The sequence below is a fragment of the Burkholderia sp. MSMB1826 genome, from assembly GCF_001526325.1.
GTDB lineage: Bacteria > Pseudomonadota > Gammaproteobacteria > Burkholderiales > Burkholderiaceae > Burkholderia.
Map to the genome: position 1 here is coordinate 100,463 of NZ_LOYN01000022.1, position 19,182 is coordinate 119,644.

Below are 19,182 nucleotides of genomic sequence, written 5' to 3' on the forward strand. Positions count from 1 at the left end.
TCACGCTCCCAGTTCCTGGCGCTGACGGCGCAGATGCGCGGGCAGCTCCTTGTATACGTCGTCGAACATCGACGCCGGCGACGGAATCCGGTCGTCGGCCAACGTCCCGTACTTCTCCGCTTCCTTCTGCGCGGCGATCACCTCGGCCTCGAGCTCGGCCGTCAACGCGTCTTGCGCGCCGTCCGACCAGATGCCCTTCGCGATCAGGTGGCGCTTGAAGCGCTCGATCGGATCGCCGAGCGGGAAATGGGACCAGTCGTCGCTCGGCCGGTACTTGGTCGGATCGTCCGACGTCGAATGCGCGCCCGCGCGGTAGGTCACCCACTCGATCAGCGTCGGGCCGAGGTTGCGGCGCGCGCGTTCGGCCGCCCAGCTCGACGCCGCGTAGATCGCGAGGAAGTCGTTGCCGTCGACGCGCAGCGACGCGATCCCGCAGCCGACGCCGCGCCCGGCGAAGGTCGTGCCCTCGCCGCCCGCGATCGCCTGGAACGTCGAGATCGCCCACTGGTTGTTGACCACGTTCAATACGACCGGCGCGCGGTACACGTGCGCGAACGTGAGCGCGGTGTGGAAATCGGCTTCGGCCGTCGCGCCGTCGCCGATCCACGCGGACGCGATCTTCGTGTCGCCCTTGATCGCCGACGCCATCGCCCAGCCGACCGCCTGGATGAACTGCGTCGCGAGGTTGCCGGAAATGGAGAAGAAGCCGGCCTCGCGATCCGAGTACATCACCGGGAGCTGGCGGCCCTTCAGCGGATCGCCTTCGTTCGACATCAACTGGCAGATCATGCGCTCGAGCGGCACGTCGCGTGCGATCAGGATGCTCTGTTGCCGGTAGGTCGGAAAGCACATGTCGCCGTCGCGCAGCGCCATCGCGTGCGCGGTGCCGATCGCCTCTTCGCCGAGGCTCAACATGTAGAAGGAGATTTTCTTCTGGCGCTGCGCGATCATCATGCGCGCGTCGAAAATGCGGGTCTTGAGCATCGCGCGCAGCCCGGCGATCAGGCGCGCATCGTCGAGATCGGGCGCCCACGGGCCGACGGCCCTGCCGCTGTCGTCGAGCACGCGCACGAGGCTGCGGGCGAGATCGGCGGTGTCCGCCGCGGCAACGTCGATCGGCGGGCGGCGGACGGCGCCGGCCGGCGATAGATGCAGATAGGAAAAATCCGTCTTGCAGCCCGGGCGCCCGGTGGGCTCCGGCACATGCAGACGCAATGGCTCTGACAGGCTCATCGTGTCGTCTCCACGCTCGATTGTGTCTCACGCTGTTTGGGAACGCGCGGGCCGGTTGCCGGCCTGCGCGCGAGCTGACGCGCGGATAAGCACGTCAACCTTGGAAATCTATGCCTTGCGGCGGCGGGCGTCGATGCCCAAGCCGCTCGTTCGCGGTGAGCAGATTTGCCATGACGGATCGCCGCGGCGCGTGAGGTGCGGCCGGCGGAGTCGGCGCAGCACGGGTTTGCTGCGGTGCAGGGCCGTCGGGCGGGCGGCGATCGGGCGTCGCCGACGGATCGACGCGTCCCGATCATGTGAGGGTACGAAGCAAAAGACCCCGCGAAATCCTCGATCTCGGCGGGGTCTTTCGGGTTCGGGCGCGCGCGCGCCCGATCGCCGGTTCACTGCGACGCGCGACCGGTCACGCGTCGGGACGGAACAGGTCGAAGCGGCTGTCGGGCGTCACGTGCACGTAGGCCGACGGGCCGCCCGCACGCAGGATGATGCCCGCGCCGAACGTGTCGAAAATGCCGTCCTTCAGCAGGTCATGGCGGATATGGACGGCGACGACCTCGCCCAGCACCAGCGTGGCCGGCGTCTCGACACCGCGATGATCGCGCAGCCGGATCACGTCGGTCACCTTGCATTCGAAGTTCACGCCGCTTTCCGCGACGCGCGGCACGTCGACGAGGCGCGACGGCACCGCGGTCAAACCGCCCAGTTCGAATTCGTTCACGTCGTACGGCACGGCGGCGCAGGTCTGGTTCATCTGCTCGGCGAGATCGCGCGTCGCGAGATTCCACACGAACTCGCCGGTCTCCTGCACGTTGCGCACGCTGTCCTTCGCGGCGGTGCTCGAAAAGCCGATGATCGGCGGGCGATAGTTGAACGCGTTGAAGAAGCTGTACGGCGCGAGATTGAGCGTGCCGTCGCTGCCGCGGGAGGAGATCCAGCCGATCGGGCGCGGGCCCACGATCGCGTTCAACGGATCGTGCGGCAGGCCGTGGCCTTGCGACGGTTCGTAATAGTGATGGGTCGAGTCGGTCATGACGAGAGGCTTGCAAGAGGCGAACTGCGTTGGAATGCGTCGGTAAGACGCGCGTGCCAAGTATCACATGGCGGCGCTTTCGTCGCATCGACGCGCAGCGTGAGCCGCACGCGCGTGCCGCTGCATGCATCCGCACCAAACAAAAACCCGCGAGCGCTGCATTTCTCGCGGGTTTTTTAAGCCTTCATCGAATCGAATCGCGTCGGGCGATCGATGGTGCCGGGGACCGGACTTGAACCGGCAAGCCAATTAAGGCGGCGGATTTTCGTCACACTGCTTCTTTCGAAGCCGGCGTCGCGTGCGCGAACCGTTCGTGCGCTGGACTATGCCTTCACCGTCGCGCGCGGGCGTGACCGCTGCCCGTGCGCCTTAGGTGCCCCCCGTCTAGTCTCTACACCTTCCTCGCGGGGTGCCGCGAGGCTTGGCTCGGCGTTGCCTCGATGCGCACATCAGGGGTTTCGCCGAATTTGAAGGGTTCTGCACCGACCGTTTCCGGCCGGGCACTCAATCGTTTAAGTCCGCTATGTTTACCAATTTCATCACCCCGGCAAGAGGGCGGACGCGATTCTACCATTGCTTGGCGCATGCGTTCCCTCATTGCGCCGCGCCGCATCGCGACACCGGCCATCGTCGCACCGTTTCCTCCCGCGCATTCGACACCGATACGACACCGATACAACATCGATACGACACGGCCGACGATTTCGTCCCGCGCCGCACCTTCGGCCGATACAATCGACCGCGCGTGTCGGACGGCCTGAACCGTCTGACGTTTGTATCGTGCTCATCGCGAAACAAGCGTCGCATGCGTCATCGCGAAGTCACAAACGTTTTCGATAATTCCCCGGCCGAAAACGTTTACATCGCATGACTTCATGACCTCGACCATCAAGGACGTCGCCGCCCTCGCGGGCTTCTCGATCGCCACCGTTTCGCGTGCGATCAACGCGCCGCATACGGTCAGCCCCGCCACGCTGCAGACGATCCGCACCGCCATCGACACGCTGCAGTTCCGCCCGAGCCCGCTCGGCCGGCAACTGCGCGGCGAGCGCACGCGGCTCGTCGGCGTCGTCGTGCCAACGCTGTCGAACCCGGTGTTCGCCGACTGCCTGCAAGGCATCGATGCGCTCGCGACCGCGGCCGGCTTCAAGCTGATCCTGATGACGACCGAATACGACGCGGCGCGCGAGCGTCATGCGATCGAGACGCTGCGCGAGCAGCGCGTCGAAGGGTTGATCCTCACCGTCGCCGATGCGGATACGCACCCGCTGCTCGACATGCTCGACCGCGACGGCCCGCACTACGTGCTGATGCACAACGACACGCAGCGCCGTCCGTCGGTGTCGGTCGACAACCGCCGCGCCGCCTACGACGGCGTGAAGATGCTGACCGCGCACGGTCATCGCCGCGTGCTGATGCTGGCCGGTTCGCTCGCGGCGTCGGATCGCGCGCGCCAGCGTCATCTCGGTTACGCGCAGGCACTCGAGGAAATCGGCGTGGCGCCGTTGCCGCCCGTCGAAGTCGACTTCAACGCGCCCGAGCTGCCCGATGCGGTGCTCGCGCACCTCACCACGCACGCCACGCGCCCGACCGCCCTCTTCTGCAGCAACGACCTGCTCGCGATGGTCGTGATGCGCGGCCTGCGTCGCGCGGGTTTCTCGATTCCCGACGACCTGTCGGTGCTCGGCTTCGACGGGATCGCGATCGGCGAGCTGCTCGCGCCGCCGCTCGCGAGCGTCGCGACGCCGAACCGCGACATCGGCCGCCACGCCTGGCAGCGTCTCGTCGAATCCATCGGCGGCGCGGCGATCGACCGCACGTCGATGATCCTGTCGCATGCGGTACGCGACGGCGCGACGATTGCGCCGCCGGCCGCCGAGCTGCACTTGCGCAAGGCGTGACCGCAGGCCCCGTCCACGCACACCGATACCACACCACCCCAGCGCCACACCCACTCGCCCGGAGACTCACCGTGTCCTTTCGCCTGACCTCGCTGCTGCGCGCGCTCGCCGCGCCGCTCGCCTGCGCCGCGCTCGTCGCCGGCGCCCCCGCGGCCCACGCCGACGAAACGGCGATCTGCTACAACTGCCCGCCCGAATGGGCCGACTGGGCCGCGCAGATCGCCGCGATCAAGCAGAAGACCGGCATCCGCGTGCCGTTCGACAACAAGAACTCGGGCCAGTCGATCGCGCAGTTGATCGCCGAACAAAAGAGCCCGGTGGCCGACGTCGTCTACCTCGGCGTGTCGTCGGCGTTCCAGGCGAAGGACAAGGGCGTGATCGCGCCGTACAAGCCCGCACACTGGAACGACATCCCCGCGAACCTGAAGGACCCGCAAGGCTACTGGTTCGCGATCCACTCGGGCACGCTCGGCTTCTTCGTGAACAAGGACGCGCTCGACGGCAAGCCGGTGCCGCGTTCGTGGGCCGATCTGCTGAAGCCCGAATACAAGGGCATGGTCGGCTATCTCGATCCGTCGAGCGCGTTCGTCGGTTACGCGGGCGCGGTCGCCGTCAACCAGGCGCTCGGCGGCAGCCTCGACAACTTCAAACCGGGCCTCGACTGGTTCCGCAAGCTGAAGGCGAACGCGCCGATCGTACCGAAGCAGACCGCGTATGCACGCGTGCTGTCCGGCGAGATTCCGATCCTGCTCGACTACGACTTCGATGCGTATCGCGCGAAATACAAGGACAACGCGAACGTCGAGTTCGTGATCCCGAAGGAAGGCACGATCGCGGTGCCGTACGTGATGAGCCTCGTGAAGGGCGCGCCGCACGACGCGAACGGCAAGAAGGTGCTCGACTTCGTGTTGTCCGACGAAGGCCAGAAGCTGTGGGCCAACGCATATCTGCGCCCGGTGCGCGCGCAGGCGCTCGGCGCCGACGTCGCCGCGAAGTTCCTGCCGGCGAGCGAATACGCGCGGGCGAAGTCGGTCGATTTCGGCAAGATGGCGGCCGGCCAGCAGGCGTTCGGACAGCAGTACCTGCAAGTGATGCAGTAAGCGGCCGGTCCCACGTCATGCTCGACCTGACTTTCCCGCTGCGCTGGCGCGTCGCGCTCGTCGCGCCGGCGCTGGCGGTATTCGCCGCGTTCTGGCTGCTGCCGATGGCTGCGCTCGTGCAGGTGTCCGCCGACGGCGCCTTCTTCTCGCACTACGCGGCGCTGCTCGGCAACGCGCGTTACATGAAGAGCCTCGGCGAGACGGTTGCGCTGTCCGCGGGCGTCACGCTCGCGACGCTCGCGCTGTCGACCGTTTCCGGCCTGCTGCTCGCGCGCCGCGAATTTGCCGGCAAGCGCGTGCTGCTCGCGTTGCTCACGTTTCCGCTCGCGTTCCCGGGCGTCGTCGTCGGCTTCATGGTGATCATGCTCGCGGGGCGCCAGGGGCTGATCGGCATGCTGTCGGCGAAGCTCGTCGGCGACAAGTGGGTGTTCGCCTATTCGGTGGCGGGCCTGTTCGTCGGCTACCTGTACTTCTCGATTCCGCGCGTGATCGTCACCGTGATCGCGGCCGCGTCGAAGCTCGACGGGTCGCTCGAGGAAGCCGCGCGTTCGCTCGGCGCGTCGCCGTGGCGCATCTTCGTCGACATCGTGCTGCCCGCGCTCGCGCCGGGGCTGATCGCGGCCGGCGCGATCTGCTTCGCGACCGCGATGGGCGCGTTCGGCACCGCGTTCACGCTCGCCACCGATCTGAACGTGCTGCCGATGACGATCTATACCGAATTCACGCTGAACGCGAACATCGCGACGGCGGCCGGCCTGTCGATCGTGCTCGGCATCGTCACCTGGGCCGTGCTCGCGCTCGCGCGCCGCTTCACCGGCCACACCGCCGCCGCAGCAGCCTGAGGATTCCCGCATGCAATCGCTTTCCGGTTCTTCCGCGCCGTCGCCGGCCCCCGCGCCGGCCCCCTTGCAGACCAAGCGCGTCGCGCGGCATGCGCCGCGCGTCGCCGGCGCGCGTGCGATCGCCACGCTGCAATGGGGCGTCACGCTGCTGCTGTGCGCGTTCCTGATCGTGCCCGTCGTGATGTCGGTACTCGCGGGCCTCACCGTCAACTATTTCCGCGGCCTGTCGAGCGGCCTCACGCTGCGCTGGCTCGAACAAGTGTGGCAGCAGTATCACGGCTCGGTCGCGCTGTCGCTCTACGTCGCGTTCGCGACGCTCGCGATCGTGCTCGTCGTCGGCGTGCCGGCCGGCTATGCGCTGGCGCGCAGCAAGAGCCGTATCGCGCGTGCGATCGAGGAAGCGCTCGTGCTGCCGGTCGCGCTGCCGGGGCTGGCTTCGGCGCTCGCGCTGCTGGTCGTGTACGGCGGCTTCACCGCGTTCCGGATGAGCCTGTGGTTCATCGTCGTCGGCCACGTCGTGTTCACGCTGCCGTTCATGGTGCGCGCGGTGGCGGCCGTCGCGGCCGGCGCCGACCTGCGCACGCTCGAGGAAGGCGCGGCGAGCCTCGGCGCATCGTTCGTCACGCGTTTCGTCACGATCGTGCTGCCGAACCTGCGGCCCGGGATCGTCGCCGGCGCGCTCGCGGTGCTCACGCTGTCGATCGGCGAATTCAATCTCACGTGGATGCTGCACACACCCGACACCAAGACGCTGCCGGTCGGGCTCGCCGATACGTATGCGTCGCTGCGCCTCGAAGTCGGCAGCGCATACACGATCCTGTTCCTGCTGATGACGCTGCCGCTGCTCGTCGCGATGCAGTGGCTCGGCGTCGATCCGTCCGGTACGCGCGCGCCGAAGAAGCGCCCGCGCTGATTTCTTGCAGACATGAAACTCGATTCCACTCCCATCACCCTGACCGGCTGCGCGAAGACGTTCCGCGGCACCCGCGTGCTCGAACCGCTCGACCTGTCGATCGGCGCCGGGGAAACGCTCGTGCTGCTCGGGCCGTCGGGCTGCGGCAAGACGACCACGCTGCGCCTGATCGCGGGCCTCGACACGCCGGACGCCGGCGGCAAGATCGCATTCGGCGACGACGACGTCACCTTGCTGCCGATCGAGCGCCGGCAGGTCGGCATGGTGTTCCAGAACTACGCGCTGTTTCCGAACCTGACGGTGCGCGGCAACGTCGGCTACGGGCTGAAGATCCGCAAGACCGAACCGCGCACGTTGCGCGAACGCGTCGACGAACTGCTCGCGATGATGCGGCTCGACGCACATGCGGACAAACCGGTCGATCAACTGTCGGGCGGCCAGCGTCAGCGCGTCGCGCTGGCGCGCGCTCTCGCGGTGCGCCCACGCGTGCTGCTGCTCGACGAACCGCTGACCGCGCTCGACGCGAAGCTGCGCGACGTGCTGCGCCGCGACATGAACACGCTGCTGCGCGCGCTCGGCGTGACGACCGTCTACGTGACGCACGACCAGGCCGAGGCGATGGAGCTCGGCGACCGGATCGTCGTGATGGGCGCGGGCCGCATCGAGCAGATCGGCACGCCGCGCGAGATCTACTACCACCCCGCGAACCGAACGGTCGCGCAGTTCATCGGCACGCTGAACCGGCTGGCGGGCCAGTGGCGCGACGGCGCGCTCGCAACGACGGGCGGTACGATCGTCACGCCGCATGCGGCCGACGAATGGTTCTTCCGCCCCGAGGATGCGCAGCTCGTCGATCCCGCGCATGCGCCGCTGCGCGGCGCGGTGGGCGCGTGCGCGTTCCTCGGCGAGCGCACGCGGCTCACGATCGAGCATGCGGCGCCCGACGCGCTCGTGATCGACGTACCGGGCCGCATCGCGCTCGCACGCGGTACGGCGGTCGGCCTCACGATCGCGCCGGAAGGCCTGATCGCGCTCGGCGCGTAAGCCTTCGATCGGGCATCATTCACGCAACACCCCACGGCGGCGCACGCCGCCGGGACGACAACCAGACAATTCCGAGGAACGACGATGCTGCTTGCTCAAATCAGCGATCTCCACATCAAGCGCCCGGGCCAGCTCGCGTACCGGCGCGTCGATACGGCGGCCGCGCTCGCCCGCTGCATCGCGAAGCTGAACGCGCTCGTGCCGCGCCCCGACGCCGTGCTCGTCACCGGCGACCTGACCGACTTCGGCCACGACGAGGAGTACGGCAATCTGCGCGGGCTGCTCGCGGCGCTCGAGATTCCGTACTACCTGATGATCGGCAATCACGACGACCGCGCCGGATTGCGCCGCGCGTTCGCCGATCGCGCCGAGCTGCAGGACGGCGAATTCGTGCAGTACGCGCTCGACGTCGGCGCGGTGCGCGTGCTCGCGCTCGATTCGCAAGTGCCGGGCGCGAGCCACGGCGACCTGTGCGACGCGCGCCTCGCGTGGCTCGCCGCGCAGCTCGACGCCGCGCGCGACCGGCCGGTGATCGTCGCGCTGCATCACCCGCCGTTCGCGTCGGGCATCGGCCACATGGACAGGCTGCGTCTCGCGCCCGCCGCCGCCGCGAAACTCGATGCGCTGCTGCGCGGTCATCCGAACGTCGAGCGCGTGCTGTGCGGCCACGTGCACCGCACGATGTTCACGCGCTTCGGCGGCACGCTCGCGTGCGCGGTGCCGTCGCCCGCGCACCAGGTCGCCTTCGACCTGCGAGCCGATGCGCCGTCCGCATTCCGGCTCGAACCGCCGGCGTTCGCGGTCCATCGTCATGCGCCCGAGATGGGGATGACGTCGCATCACGTCTACGTGGACGAAGGAGCGGGGCCGTATCCGTTCTATGAGCCGACCGGCGAGCTGGTCGACTGACGACGTGAAGCGCGTGCCGTGACGGGCGGCGGCCGGTGCCGTTTCGCCGTTTCGCCGTTTCGCCGATTTGCCGGTTCGCCGGTTCGCCGGTTCGCCGGTTCGCCGGTTCGCCGGTTCGCCGGTTCGCCGGTTCGCCGGTTCGCCGCCGGCAGGATTCACGCCGCTCCGGTATGATCGGCAACCTCGACCGGCGCCCGGCCCGCCTGCGCACCCGACGCGTGCGCCGCCCGCCGCGCCGCCCCACTCCGTGCCTGCCGCCATGTCCACCGCCTCCACCGACCGTCCGACCGACGCCGCCTCACCCTACTACTCGCGCAGCCTGCTGTTGCTGCTCGCGACGATCGCGGGCGTGTCGGTCGCGAACATCTACTACAACCAGCCGCTGCTCGACAGCTTCCGCTCGGCCTTTCCGGACGGCGCATCGTGGATCGGCGCGGTGCCGACCGCGACGCAGCTCGGTTATGCGGCCGGCATGTTTCTGCTCGCGCCGCTCGGCGACCGCTTCGATCGCCGCGGGCTGATCCTGCTGCAGATCGCGGGGCTGTCGATCGCGCTGATCGTGGCGGCCACCGCGCCGTCGCTGGCCGTGCTCGCGGCCGCGAGCCTCGCGATCGGCATCCTCGCGACCATCGCGCAGCAGGCCGTGCCGTTCGCCGCCGAAATCGCGCCGCCGGCCGAACGCGGCCACGCGGTCGGCACCGTGATGAGCGGCCTGCTGCTCGGCATCCTGCTCGCGCGGACCGCCGCCGGCTTCGTCGCCGAGTATTTCGGCTGGCGCGCGGTGTTCGCCGCATCGGTCGCGGCGCTCGTCGCACTCGCCGTCGTGATCGTGTTGCGGCTGCCGCGCAGCTCGCCGACGTCGACGCTGTCGTACGGCAAGCTGCTCGGCTCGATGTGGCACCTGGCCGTCGAACTGCGCGGGCTGCGCGAGGCGTCGCTGACGGGCGCCGCGCTGTTCGCGGCGTTCAGCGCGTTCTGGCCGGTGCTCACGCTGCTGCTCGCCGGCGCGCCGTTCCATCTCGGCCCGCAGGCGGCCGGCCTGTTCGGGATCGTCGGCGCCGCGGGCGCCCTCGCCGCGCCGTATGCGGGCCGCTTCGCGGACACGCGCGGCCCGCGGGCGATCATCTCGCTCGCGATCGCGCTGCTCGCGCTGTCGTTCGTGATCTTCGCGCTGTCGGGGTCGAGCCTCGTCGGGCTCGTGATCGGCGTGGTCGTGCTCGACGTGGGCGTACAGGCCGCGCAGATCTCGAACCAGTCGCGCATCTATGCGTTGAAGCCCGACGCGCGCAGCCGCGTCAACACGGTGTACATGGTGTGCTATTTCATCGGCGGCGCGCTCGGCTCGTCGGCCGGCGTCGCCGCATGGCGCGCGTTCGGCTGGACCGGCATGTGCGCGGCCGGCCTGCTGTTTACCGCGCTCGCCGGCTGGTCCCACCATCGCGGCGGCCGGCGCGGCTGAGCGCGGCCGGCCACCGCGGCGTCACGCGTCGGTGCGCGAGGCGGCCGGCTCGGCGGCGGTGGGTGGCGGCGCGAACGCCGGGGCCGGGTCGATCACCGCGCCGGGATCCATCACCGCCGCGGGCGCCGGCACCGCGAGCGGGACAGCGGAAGGCGCGAGGATGGGCGCCGCATCCGGCGTGGCGATCGGCTCGGCGACGGCGGAAGCATCCGCCGCACCGGCCTGCTCGGCCGCGACGGCCGGCGAACCGGTGGCCGTGGCCGCCGCCGCGGGCCGGCGCGCCGGATCGAACACGAACGACAACCCGACGCTGCCGAGGATCGCGACGGTCGCGACCACGGTCGCCATCGTCACCGGTTCGCCCAGCAGCAACGCACCGAGCGCGACCGCGACGATCGGATTCACGTACATGCAACTGCTCGCGATGATCGGGCTCGTGTGGCGAATCAGATAGCCGTACGCGACGTACGCGGCCATCGTGCAGAACACCATCAGGTACACGAACGCGAACACGGACCCGACGGCCAGCTGTTCGACGCGTTCGCCGAGCAGCCACGCGACGATCGTCGACATCAGCCCACCGAGGCCGATCTGCAGCGACGTCGACAGAAACAGGTCGGACGGCAGCTTGAGCCGCGTCGCGAGATGCGCGCCGCCTGCCCAGAACAATGCGCCGGCCAGCACGCAGATCGTGCCGAGCGCCGAGTTCGCGGCGGCCGCGCCGCCCGAATTCAGCACGACGATGCCGACCATCCCCAGCGCGACGGCCGCCCATTCGCCCTTCGTCACCGGCCGCCCGGCGACCGCCGCGATCACGGTCGCGAACAACGGCACCGTGGCCACCATCACCGCGGCCGAACCGCTGCTGACCGTGCGCATGCCGAGCGCGATCGTGCCGGACGACAACGCGACGAGCATCGTGCCGACGATCGCCGCGTTGCGGATTTCCAGCAGCGTCGGCCATTCGGGCTTGCGCCGCAGCGCGAAGATGAACAGGCCGACCCCGCCGAGCAGGTTGCGCAGCCCCGACAGCAACAGCGGCGGGAACGACTGCAGCGCGAAATGCAACCCGCTGTAGGTCGAGCCCCAGACGAAATAGATGAAGACGAGCGCGAGCGCCACACGGCCGCCGCGGCTTTGCGGCAGGCGGATCCGGAACGAAAGGCGGGCGAGGAAATCGAGGAGGCGGTCGAGCGGCGTCATCGTGCGGCCCGCCCGCACGTCACGCCGCGTGCCCCGCTGAAAGACGCCGGCGATGCCGGCAAACGATCCACGCGGGACCGGGAAGGCAGAGCGAACGTGCGGAACGACATGGCAGTGCGAACGGCGACGAAAGAGAACCGGCGAGCGGCGGCAAAAGGCAAAAAAAACGTGCGCAACCGTATCCGGTGCACACGCTCGGCATTATGGCATCAAGGATTCGAAAGCATCGTCGGACCTGTCTGAAAGCATATCGACTGATGTTTCGGCGCGACATTTTTCGCGCGACGCCGGAGGAAAGCGGCGGCTGGAAAATGGGGCTCGACATTGCCGCCCGTGCCGCATTCGGCCCATCGCGCGCGAGCCGTCGGCCGAACGGCCAGTTGTGCATGGCCGTCGCCGTTTCGCCCTTATCGTGACGGGGCGACGCGTGCTGCGCGCCGCACGCTCCGTTCGAACTGCACCTTCACGCTCATACAAAATTTTGTATAATCTTGCCATTCTCCCGCCGAAGCCGGTCGTTTTCATCGGCAGCGCCCTCGACGCGCTTCGCGATTTCCCGCCTGCCGTACGACGCGAAGCCGGTCATCAGATCGATCAGGTGCAGCGCGGCCTGGCGCCCGACGACTGGAAACCGATGCGCACCATCGGCGTCGGCGTACGGGAGATTCGCCTGCGCGACGCGAGCGGCGCGTTCCGGATCGTCTACGTCGCGACGTTTGCCGACGCGGTCTATGTGCTGCACTGCTTCCGGAAGCAATCGGCACGCACGTGCAAGGCCGATATCGAACTGGCCGCCCGGCGCTATCGCGCCCTGTTGACGGAGTGGAAACGATGACCAACGAACGCTACAAGAGCATCTGGGACGCGATCGAGGAACAGCCGGCCGAGGCCGAGAACATGAAGCTGCGGTCCGAACTGATGATCGCGCTCAAGCAACGCCTGGCGCAGCTTGAACTGAGCCAGGCGCAGGCCGCGAAACTGCTGGGCGTCACGCAGCCGCGCGTGTCCGACCTGATGCGCGGCAAGATCAACCTGTTCGCACTCGACGCGCTCGTCAACATGGCGGCGGCGGCCGGCCTGCACGTCGAGCTTCAGGTGCGGGAATCCGCATGACGCCCATGCGCGATGCATTGCGGCGCGCATGCGCCGGTCACGAGCCGCCGAACCAGTTGTACCCTTGATCGACCCAGTAGCCGCCCGGAAACGTATCGGTCACGAAGATTTCCATGATGTGCTTCGGGTTTTTGTAGCCGAGCTTGGTCGGCATCCGCAGCTTCATCGGGAAACCGTATTCCGGCGGCAGCCGGCGGCCGTCGTAGTCGAACGCGAGCAGCGTCTGCGGATGCAGCGCGGTCGGCATGTCGATGCTTTCGTAGTAATCGTCGGCACATTTGAAGCCGACGTATTTCGCACCGGTATCGGCACCCGCGCGTGCGAGAAACGCGCCGAACGGCGTGCCGCCCCAGCGGCCGATCGCACTCCACCCTTCCACGCAGATATGCCGCGTGATCTGTTCCGCGTGCGGCAGCGCCCGAAGCTCGTCGAGCGTCCACACGCGCTTGCCCGTCACGCGGCCGGACAGCACGAGCCGATACGTCGATGCGTCGACGTGCGGCACGTCGTCGATCCCGTAGTACGCATTGAACGGGAACGGCCGCGTGATGTCGGCTTCGGTGTAGGTCGGCGCGAGCCGGTCGGGGCTGAACAGCCATGCCTGCACGCGATCGTTCATGCGCGACACTTTCTCGAGGAACGTGTTGACCGACGCGTCGTCCTGCAACGTGCACCCGGTCAGCATCGCGAGGCCGCCGAGCGTCAGCACGCGCCGGTTGAAGAGCCGTCGCGACGGCATCTCGAGCGTGCGGCGCACGTCGAGTTCGAGCGACTGCCGATCGAGCGTCCAGCGCGGCTCGCCGCGGTTTTTTTCGGATTCCGACATGATGATTTCCTTCGCCCGCGACGCGCGGGTCAGTGACCGCGCAGCATCGCGAGCAGCGAGCGCGGCACCAGCAACGCCATCGCAACGTGAACGACGACGAATGCGACCAGCAGCGACATCGCCCAGAAGTGCACGATGCGCGCGTCGTCGTAACCGCCGAACAGCTCGCGCAGCAGCGGAAACTGCACGGATTTCCAGATCGTGAGGCCCGACAGCACCAACACGACGAGATCGACGATCGCGGTCAGGTACGCGGCACGCTGCACCGCGTTGTAGACGCTCAGGTCGTCGTGCGACAGCCGGCCGCCGAGCGCGGCGCGTACGTCGCGCCACACCGATGCAGGCGTGACCGGCAGCAACTTGCGCGCGAAGCGCCCCGTCGCGATCGACATCGCGAGGTAGAACAGCCCGTTGCCGACCAGCAGCCACATCGCCGCGAAATGCCATTGCAGCGCGCCGCCGAGCCAGCCGCCGAGCGTGATGCCGTGCGCGAACATGAACGGCGGATAGATCGGCGACGCGTCGTAGATGCGCCAGCCGGACAACACCATGAGGATCGCCGCGAGCGCGTTGAGCCAGTGACTCGCGCGCACCCAGCGCGGATGGATCGTCGGCGCGGGCGACGGCACGCCCGCGCGATCCGTGACAGGAACCGTTTGCATGATGATGACTCCCGGGATGAAGCGGCGGGACGCGGTGCGCGCCGGCAACCGGCCGGTCGCGCCCCGCACGCGTTCGTCAGTTCGACGGGCTCATCGCGTCTTTCTTCATCGCGTCGTCCTTCTTCATCGCGTCGTGGCCCATCGCGTCCTTCTTCATCGCATGCTTCTTCATGCCGTCCTTCTTCATCGCGCCGTCCTTCGCCATCGCGTCGTGGCCCATCGCGTCCTTCGACATCGACATGCCGTCCTTCGACATTGCGTCGTTCTGCGCGTGAGCGCCCGTTGCGATCGTGGCAAGTGCGGCGACACAGGCGGCGAGGAATACGTTTTTCATGACATCTCTCCGATACATGGGTTTGGGAGCCGAATAGACGGAGGACGCCGCCGGAAATGACAGCGATGTCGAAAAATTTTTTGAAGCCGGAAACACGGGATGGAAATGCTGTACTGCCCGCCCCTTCCGTCCCGGACGACATCGCGCGTCGACGGCCGCGCTTGCTGCGGCGCACCGTGCGCGCGCCGGCGGTCGCGATCCGCCCGTCGCCCGGCGGCATCGGCTTCGCACCCGGTTGAAACCGCCGGCAAGCCGGTGTATCGTGTGCCCTTGCTAACGCGGGGGTCCTGCAATGCGTTCGGTCGAACGACCGGCATTGCGGGTGAGAAATACCCTTTGAACCTGATCTGGATAATGCCAGCGCAGGGAAGCGTACGGATTTCGCCGCCATCCTTCTGACGAAATCCGCCGCCTCACCAAGCCTCGTCTCCTGCTTAGCTCGAGCCCCACATTCGTCAAGGGCTCCGGGCAAGCGCCGAAGCGCCTGTCCGGCGCCCGCACAGGAGATTGCATGAACGCCAATCCGAAGTTTCTGTCCGCCGACGCCCACGTCGACGCCGCTGCCGTCGCGCCGCTGCCCAACTCGCGAAAGGTGTATGTAACCGGCTCGCAGCCCGACATCCGCGTGCCGATGCGTGAAATCACGCAGGCCGACACCCCGACCGGCTTCGGCGGCGAAAAGAATCCGCCGATCTACGTGTACGACACGTCGGGCCCGTACACCGATCCGGACGCGAAGATCGACATCCGCGCGGGCCTGCCCGCGCTGCGCCAGCGCTGGATCGAAGCGCGCGGCGACACCGAGGTGCTCCCCGGCCTGTCGAGCCAATACGGCCTCGAACGCGCGGCCGATCCGGCCACCGCCGACCTGCGCTTTCCGGGCCTGCACCGCAACCCGCGCCGCGCGCAGGCCGGCAAGAACGTCACGCAGATGCACTACGCGCGTCAGGGCATCATCACGCCGGAAATGGAATACATCGCGATCCGCGAGAATCAGCGCCGCGCCGAGTACATCGAGAGCCTGAAGTCGAGCGGCCCGAACGGCGCGAAGCTCGCCGCGATGATGGGCCGCCAGCACCCGGGCCAGGCATTCGGCGCCGCGGCCTTCGGCGCGAACGCGCTCGCCGAGATCACGCCCGAGTTCGTGCGCGACGAAGTCGCACGCGGCCGCGCGATCATTCCCGCGAACATCAACCACCCGGAATCCGAGCCGATGATCATCGGCCGCAACTTCCTCGTGAAGATCAACGCGAACATCGGCAACTCGGCCGTCACGTCGTCGATCGGCGAGGAAGTCGACAAGATGACGTGGGCGATCCGCTGGGGCGGCGACACGGTGATGGACCTGTCGACCGGCAAGCACATCCACGAAACGCGCGAGTGGATCATCCGCAACAGCCCGGTGCCGATCGGCACGGTGCCGATCTACCAGGCGCTGGAGAAGGTCAACGGCAAGGCCGAGGACCTGACCTGGGAAATCTTCCGCGACACGCTGATCGAGCAGGCCGAGCAAGGCGTCGACTACTTCACGATCCACGCGGGCGTGCGCCTGCAGTACGTGCCGCTCACCGCGAACCGGATGACGGGCATCGTGTCGCGCGGCGGCTCGATCATGGCGAAGTGGTGCCTCGCGCATCACAAGGAAAGCTTCCTGTACGAACACTTCGAAGAGATCTGCGAGATCATGAAGGCGTACGACGTGAGCTTCTCGCTCGGCGACGGCCTGCGCCCCGGCTCGATCTACGACGCGAACGACGAAGCGCAGCTCGGCGAGCTGAAGACGCTCGGCGAGCTCACGCAGATCGCGTGGAAGCACGACGTGCAGGTGATGATCGAAGGCCCCGGCCACGTGCCGATGCAGTTGATCAAGGAGAACATGGATCTGCAGCTCGACTGGTGCAAGGAAGCGCCGTTCTACACGCTCGGGCCGCTGACCACCGACATCGCACCGGGTTACGACCACATCACGTCGGGCATCGGCGCCGCGATGATCGGCTGGTTCGGCACCGCGATGCTGTGCTACGTGACGCCGAAGGAGCACCTGGGCCTGCCGAACAAGGACGACGTGAAGGAAGGCATCATCACGTACAAGCTCGCCGCGCACGCCGCCGACCTCGCCAAGGGTCACCCGGGCGCGCAGGTGCGCGACAACGCGCTGTCGAAAGCGCGTTTCGAGTTCCGCTGGGAAGACCAGTTCAACATCGGTCTCGACCCGGACAAGGCGCGCGAATTCCACGACGAGACGCTGCCGAAGGATTCGGCCAAGGTCGCGCACTTCTGCTCGATGTGCGGCCCGCATTTCTGCTCGATGAAGATCACGCAGGACGTGCGCGAATTCGCGGCCCAGCAGGGCGTGTCGGAAACCGAGGCGCTGAAGAAAGGGATGGAGGTCAAGGCGGTCGAGTTCGTGAAGACCGGCGCCGAGATCTACCACCGTCAGTAAGCGCGCCGCGAGCCGCACCGGCTCGCATCGCGATGCACGCAGCCCGCTTTCGAGCGGGCTTTTTTGCGCATGTCGCGTGCCTGCCGGCCCAGACGAAACAATTGATTACGAAACCGCGCGAGCCTTAACAAGTCCTTACAGCAGCGTCGCGGAACGGCGCGTAGATTGGGGACATGCGCGGCCGCCAGCCGGTCGTGCGCCTTCCGTTCACTACCACAAGGACAACGATCATGAACTCGATTCGGCGTTTTGGGGTATGCGCTCTGCTCGTCGCGACGGTGGCCAGCCTGTCGGCCTGCGATTCGATGTCGCGACGCCAGCGCGATACGGCAATCGGTGCGGGTGTCGGCGGCGTCGCCGGCGCGGCGATCGGCGGCAACGCGCTGTCGACGCTGGGCGGCGCGGCGGCCGGCGGCATCATCGGTAACCAGGTCGGCAAGTAAAGCAGTCGCATCGGCCGGTTGGGCGTCGCCCAGCCGTCGGCCGGTCGGTTCAACGGCGTTTCCGCACCGCGGAAGCGCCGTTTTCGCATGCGACATCGCAGCCGGTCCGGCCGCGGCCCGGAAATGATCGGTTACCGTTTCTCATACCGTGTCATCGGTACTCGGCCTAAGCTTCAAGCATCTGCCGATGGCCGGCTTTCGCCGGAGACACACGATGAACAGGACCTTCGTCGCCGCAGCGCTCGCCTGCACGACGCTCGCCGGCTGCTATTACCCGTACGGCTATTACACTGCGGCGCCGGTGCCGGTACAGCCCGCGCCCGTATATGTCGATCCCGGCCCCGCCTACTACTATCCGGCCCCTGCATATGCGCCCGCGTGGGGCAGTTATTGGGGCCCCGCGCTGTCGCTCAATTTCGGCTTCGGCGGACGCGGCGGCTGGCGTCATCACTGATCGATCGCGCCGTCGGCGTGTGGCCGGCCGTCCGCCGTCGACGCCAAGCGGCGCAATTCCCGTTTCTTGTCGTTTCATCCGATCGTGAAACGACGGTGCGGTAACGCGGTGTAAGATTCGTCGCATCCCGTCCCCGCCCTCGCCGATCGATGTCGCCCAAGAACGCTTTCCTGCTGACCGTGCTCGCCGCCCTGTGGGGCGCCTCCTTCCTGTTCATCCGGATCGGCGTAGTCGATTTCGGCGTCGCGCCGTTGATGGCGCTGCGCGTGGGCATCGGCGCGCTGTTTCTCGCGGGCTTCGCGCTGACGCGCTTCACACCCGCCGATCTCGGCGCCCGGCTGCGCCGTCATGCGTGGCCGCTGTTCGTCGTCGGCGCGCTGAATTCGGGCATCCCGTTCTGCCTGTTCGCGTTCGCCGAGCTGACGCTGTCGGCCGGCGTGACGTCGGTGATCAACGCGACGACGCCGCTGTGGGGCGCACTCGTCGCTTACCTGTGGCTGAAGGACAAGCTGTCGCTGCCGCGCGCGCTCGGCCTCGTCATCGGGTTTGCCGGCGTGCTCACGCTCGTGTGGAACCAGATCGCGAACGCGCACGGCGACACGGGCGCCGCAGCGACCGCGCTCGCCGCGGCGGCCGCGCTCGGCGCGACGCTGCTGTACGGCATCGCGGCCAACTATACGAAACGCAAGCTCGGCGGCGTCGATCCGCTCGTCAATGCAGTCGGCAGCATGATCGGCTCGACCGTCCTGCTGCTGCCGTTCGCGATCGCGACGTGGCCGGCCGCGCCGGTCGGCGCGCACGCCTGGGGCGCGGTGCTCGCCCTCGGCGTCGCGTGCACGGGCATCGCGTATTTCATCTTCTTCTACCTGATCGCGCATATCGGGCCCGCCCGCGCGATCACCGTGACCTTCGTGATCCCCGTGTTCGGGCTGCTGTGGGGCGCGCTGTTCCTCGGCGAACACGTGTCGGCCGTGATGATCGAAGGCTGCGCGATCGTGCTCGTCGGCACCGCGCTCGCAACCGGCGTGATCAAGCGGATTCCCGGCGTCCGACCGCGCGACGGCGAAGTGGCCTGACGATCGGCGCGGCCGGCGCGCGGAGACCGCCGTCCGCCGGCAATGCCGATGGCGACGCGACGCGACGCGGGTATGCGGACGCGCCGCCGATCGCGCCGCGGCGCGCACGCATCTGGCTCATTCGTCTGACGGCGGCGGCTCCGGCCGCCGGGATTTCCCGCATCGGCCTGCGCATCGGACGGCAGCGACGCACGGCC

20 protein-coding genes and 1 riboswitch are annotated in these 19,182 nt (G+C 68.0%); of the genes, 14 read left to right on the forward strand and 6 right to left on the reverse strand.

Annotation, left to right across the window (positions count from 1 at the left end; translation table 11 throughout):
- Both WS95_RS12705 and WS95_RS12710 read right to left on the reverse strand, forming a co-directional pair.
- Nucleotides 1-1,233 (reverse strand): 3-methyl-2-oxobutanoate dehydrogenase (2-methylpropanoyl-transferring) subunit alpha, encoded by a 1,233-nt coding sequence (locus WS95_RS12705; RefSeq protein WP_059824132.1) that lies wholly within the window; start codon nt 1,231-1,233, stop codon nt 1-3.
- A gap of 403 nt (nt 1,234-1,636) precedes the next feature.
- Nucleotides 1,637-2,263: a flavin reductase family protein gene (locus WS95_RS12710; RefSeq protein WP_059501889.1), complete on the reverse strand. Its 627-nt coding sequence runs from the start codon at nt 2,261-2,263 to the stop codon at nt 1,637-1,639.
- 875 nt (nt 2,264-3,138) lie between these two features.
- Between WS95_RS12710 and WS95_RS12715 the strand changes: the two genes are divergently transcribed.
- The 7 genes from WS95_RS12715 (at nt 3,139) to WS95_RS12745 (ending at nt 10,431) form a co-directional block, all read left to right on the forward strand.
- The gene (locus WS95_RS12715; protein ID WP_034206872.1) at nt 3,139-4,164 is read left to right on the forward strand and encodes a LacI family DNA-binding transcriptional regulator; all 1,026 of its coding nucleotides are present in this window, start codon (nt 3,139-3,141) and stop codon (nt 4,162-4,164) included.
- Between the two features lie 71 nt (nt 4,165-4,235).
- A complete protein-coding gene (locus tag WS95_RS12720) occupies nt 4,236-5,264 on the forward strand; it encodes an ABC transporter substrate-binding protein (protein ID WP_034206871.1) in 1,029 nt (342 codons plus the stop codon).
- A 17-nt stretch (nt 5,265-5,281) separates the two neighbouring features.
- Complete coding sequence (locus WS95_RS12725; protein WP_059824133.1) at nt 5,282-6,106, forward strand: ABC transporter permease; 825 nt, start codon at nt 5,282-5,284, stop codon at nt 6,104-6,106.
- Between the two features lie 10 nt (nt 6,107-6,116).
- Complete coding sequence (locus WS95_RS12730; RefSeq protein WP_059782574.1) at nt 6,117-7,019, forward strand: ABC transporter permease; 903 nt, start codon at nt 6,117-6,119, stop codon at nt 7,017-7,019.
- A gap of 12 nt (nt 7,020-7,031) precedes the next feature.
- Nucleotides 7,032-8,063 carry an ABC transporter ATP-binding protein gene (locus tag WS95_RS12735; protein WP_059824135.1) on the forward strand — a complete coding sequence of 344 codons (1,032 nt, stop codon included), beginning with the start codon at nt 7,032-7,034 and terminating at the stop codon, nt 8,061-8,063.
- Nucleotides 8,064-8,147: 84 nt separating this feature from the next.
- Nucleotides 8,148-8,972, forward strand: coding sequence for a phosphodiesterase (locus tag WS95_RS12740; RefSeq protein WP_059824136.1), 825 nt, complete (start codon nt 8,148-8,150; stop codon nt 8,970-8,972).
- 259 nt (nt 8,973-9,231) lie between these two features.
- Nucleotides 9,232-10,431 (forward strand): MFS transporter, encoded by a 1,200-nt coding sequence (locus WS95_RS12745; protein WP_059824138.1) that lies wholly within the window; start codon nt 9,232-9,234, stop codon nt 10,429-10,431.
- Nucleotides 10,432-10,452: 21 nt separating this feature from the next.
- Here WS95_RS12745 and WS95_RS12750 read toward each other — a convergent pair whose 3' ends face one another.
- Entirely contained in the window at nt 10,453-11,634 is a 1,182-nt protein-coding gene (locus tag WS95_RS12750) for an EamA family transporter (protein WP_059824597.1), read from the reverse strand.
- 481 nt (nt 11,635-12,115) lie between these two features.
- Here WS95_RS12750 and WS95_RS12755 point away from each other — a divergent pair, with 481 nt between their 5' ends.
- Nucleotides 12,116-12,469: a type II toxin-antitoxin system RelE/ParE family toxin gene (locus WS95_RS12755; RefSeq protein WP_059782568.1), complete on the forward strand. Its 354-nt coding sequence runs from the start codon at nt 12,116-12,118 to the stop codon at nt 12,467-12,469.
- Entirely contained in the window at nt 12,466-12,747 is a 282-nt protein-coding gene (locus tag WS95_RS12760) for a helix-turn-helix domain-containing protein (protein WP_034206864.1), read from the forward strand. Before WS95_RS12755 ends, WS95_RS12760 begins: the two co-directional genes overlap by 4 nt.
- A 37-nt stretch (nt 12,748-12,784) precedes the next feature.
- On the opposite strand, the gene WS95_RS12765 is transcribed toward WS95_RS12760, so the two are convergent.
- From WS95_RS12765 to WS95_RS12775, 3 genes are all read right to left on the reverse strand, one after another.
- The gene (locus WS95_RS12765; RefSeq protein WP_034206863.1) at nt 12,785-13,573 is read right to left on the reverse strand and encodes a molybdopterin-dependent oxidoreductase; all 789 of its coding nucleotides are present in this window, start codon (nt 13,571-13,573) and stop codon (nt 12,785-12,787) included.
- 29 nt (nt 13,574-13,602) lie between these two features.
- Complete coding sequence (locus WS95_RS12770; protein ID WP_059824139.1) at nt 13,603-14,235, reverse strand: cytochrome b/b6 domain-containing protein; 633 nt, start codon at nt 14,233-14,235, stop codon at nt 13,603-13,605.
- Nucleotides 14,236-14,311: 76 nt separating this feature from the next.
- A complete protein-coding gene (locus WS95_RS12775) occupies nt 14,312-14,569 on the reverse strand; it encodes a pentapeptide MXKDX repeat protein (protein WP_034206862.1) in 258 nt (85 codons plus the stop codon).
- 56 nt (nt 14,570-14,625) lie between these two features.
- On the opposite strand from WS95_RS12775, the gene WS95_RS34795 reads away from it, so the two are divergent.
- From WS95_RS34795 to WS95_RS12795, 5 genes are all read left to right on the forward strand, one after another.
- Nucleotides 14,626-14,808 carry a hypothetical protein gene (locus WS95_RS34795; protein ID WP_156444477.1) on the forward strand — a complete coding sequence of 61 codons (183 nt, stop codon included), beginning with the start codon at nt 14,626-14,628 and terminating at the stop codon, nt 14,806-14,808.
- Nucleotides 14,809-14,839: 31 nt separating this feature from the next.
- Nucleotides 14,840-14,956, forward strand: a riboswitch (TPP riboswitch).
- 124 nt (nt 14,957-15,080) lie between these two features.
- Nucleotides 15,081-17,012, forward strand: coding sequence for a phosphomethylpyrimidine synthase ThiC (thiC, locus tag WS95_RS12780; protein ID WP_034206861.1), 1,932 nt, complete (start codon nt 15,081-15,083; stop codon nt 17,010-17,012).
- Between the two features lie 230 nt (nt 17,013-17,242).
- Nucleotides 17,243-17,455, forward strand: a complete 213-nt coding sequence (locus WS95_RS12785; RefSeq protein ID WP_011545020.1) for a glycine zipper 2TM domain-containing protein — start codon at nt 17,243-17,245, stop codon at nt 17,453-17,455.
- A 214-nt stretch (nt 17,456-17,669) separates the two neighbouring features.
- Nucleotides 17,670-17,909 carry a hypothetical protein gene (locus WS95_RS12790; RefSeq protein WP_059824141.1) on the forward strand — a complete coding sequence of 80 codons (240 nt, stop codon included), beginning with the start codon at nt 17,670-17,672 and terminating at the stop codon, nt 17,907-17,909.
- A gap of 149 nt (nt 17,910-18,058) precedes the next feature.
- Complete coding sequence (locus WS95_RS12795; RefSeq protein WP_059824142.1) at nt 18,059-18,985, forward strand: DMT family transporter; 927 nt, start codon at nt 18,059-18,061, stop codon at nt 18,983-18,985.
- The last annotated feature ends 197 nt before the right edge of the window (nt 18,986-19,182 follow it).

What these genes read in the sequence shown, in the direction of transcription:
- WS95_RS12745 (WP_059824138.1), top strand. Translation starts at nt 9,232, where the DNA reads ATGTCCACCGCCTCCACCGACCGTCCGACCGACGCCGCCTCACCCTAC.
- WS95_RS12790 (WP_059824141.1), top strand. Translation starts at nt 17,670, where the DNA reads ATGAACAGGACCTTCGTCGCCGCAGCGCTCGCCTGCACGACGCTCGCC.
- WS95_RS12775 (WP_034206862.1), bottom strand. Translation starts at nt 14,569, where the DNA reads ATGAAAAACGTATTCCTCGCCGCCTGTGTCGCCGCACTTGCCACGATC.
- WS95_RS12715 (WP_034206872.1), top strand. Translation starts at nt 3,139, where the DNA reads ATGACCTCGACCATCAAGGACGTCGCCGCCCTCGCGGGCTTCTCGATC.
- WS95_RS12795 (WP_059824142.1), top strand. Translation starts at nt 18,059, where the DNA reads ATGTCGCCCAAGAACGCTTTCCTGCTGACCGTGCTCGCCGCCCTGTGG.
- WS95_RS12785 (WP_011545020.1), top strand. Translation starts at nt 17,243, where the DNA reads ATGAACTCGATTCGGCGTTTTGGGGTATGCGCTCTGCTCGTCGCGACG.
- WS95_RS12765 (WP_034206863.1), bottom strand. Translation starts at nt 13,573, where the DNA reads ATGTCGGAATCCGAAAAAAACCGCGGCGAGCCGCGCTGGACGCTCGAT.
- WS95_RS12750 (WP_059824597.1), bottom strand. Translation starts at nt 11,634, where the DNA reads ATGACGCCGCTCGACCGCCTCCTCGATTTCCTCGCCCGCCTTTCGTTC.
- WS95_RS12760 (WP_034206864.1), top strand. Translation starts at nt 12,466, where the DNA reads ATGACCAACGAACGCTACAAGAGCATCTGGGACGCGATCGAGGAACAG.
- thiC (WP_034206861.1), top strand. Translation starts at nt 15,081, where the DNA reads ATGAACGCCAATCCGAAGTTTCTGTCCGCCGACGCCCACGTCGACGCC.
- WS95_RS12735 (WP_059824135.1), top strand. Translation starts at nt 7,032, where the DNA reads ATGAAACTCGATTCCACTCCCATCACCCTGACCGGCTGCGCGAAGACG.
- WS95_RS34795 (WP_156444477.1), top strand. Translation starts at nt 14,626, where the DNA reads ATGACAGCGATGTCGAAAAATTTTTTGAAGCCGGAAACACGGGATGGA.
- WS95_RS12710 (WP_059501889.1), bottom strand. Translation starts at nt 2,263, where the DNA reads ATGACCGACTCGACCCATCACTATTACGAACCGTCGCAAGGCCACGGC.
- WS95_RS12740 (WP_059824136.1), top strand. Translation starts at nt 8,148, where the DNA reads ATGCTGCTTGCTCAAATCAGCGATCTCCACATCAAGCGCCCGGGCCAG.
- WS95_RS12725 (WP_059824133.1), top strand. Translation starts at nt 5,282, where the DNA reads ATGCTCGACCTGACTTTCCCGCTGCGCTGGCGCGTCGCGCTCGTCGCG.
- WS95_RS12770 (WP_059824139.1), bottom strand. Translation starts at nt 14,235, where the DNA reads ATGCAAACGGTTCCTGTCACGGATCGCGCGGGCGTGCCGTCGCCCGCG.
- WS95_RS12705 (WP_059824132.1), bottom strand. Translation starts at nt 1,233, where the DNA reads ATGAGCCTGTCAGAGCCATTGCGTCTGCATGTGCCGGAGCCCACCGGG.
- WS95_RS12730 (WP_059782574.1), top strand. Translation starts at nt 6,117, where the DNA reads ATGCAATCGCTTTCCGGTTCTTCCGCGCCGTCGCCGGCCCCCGCGCCG.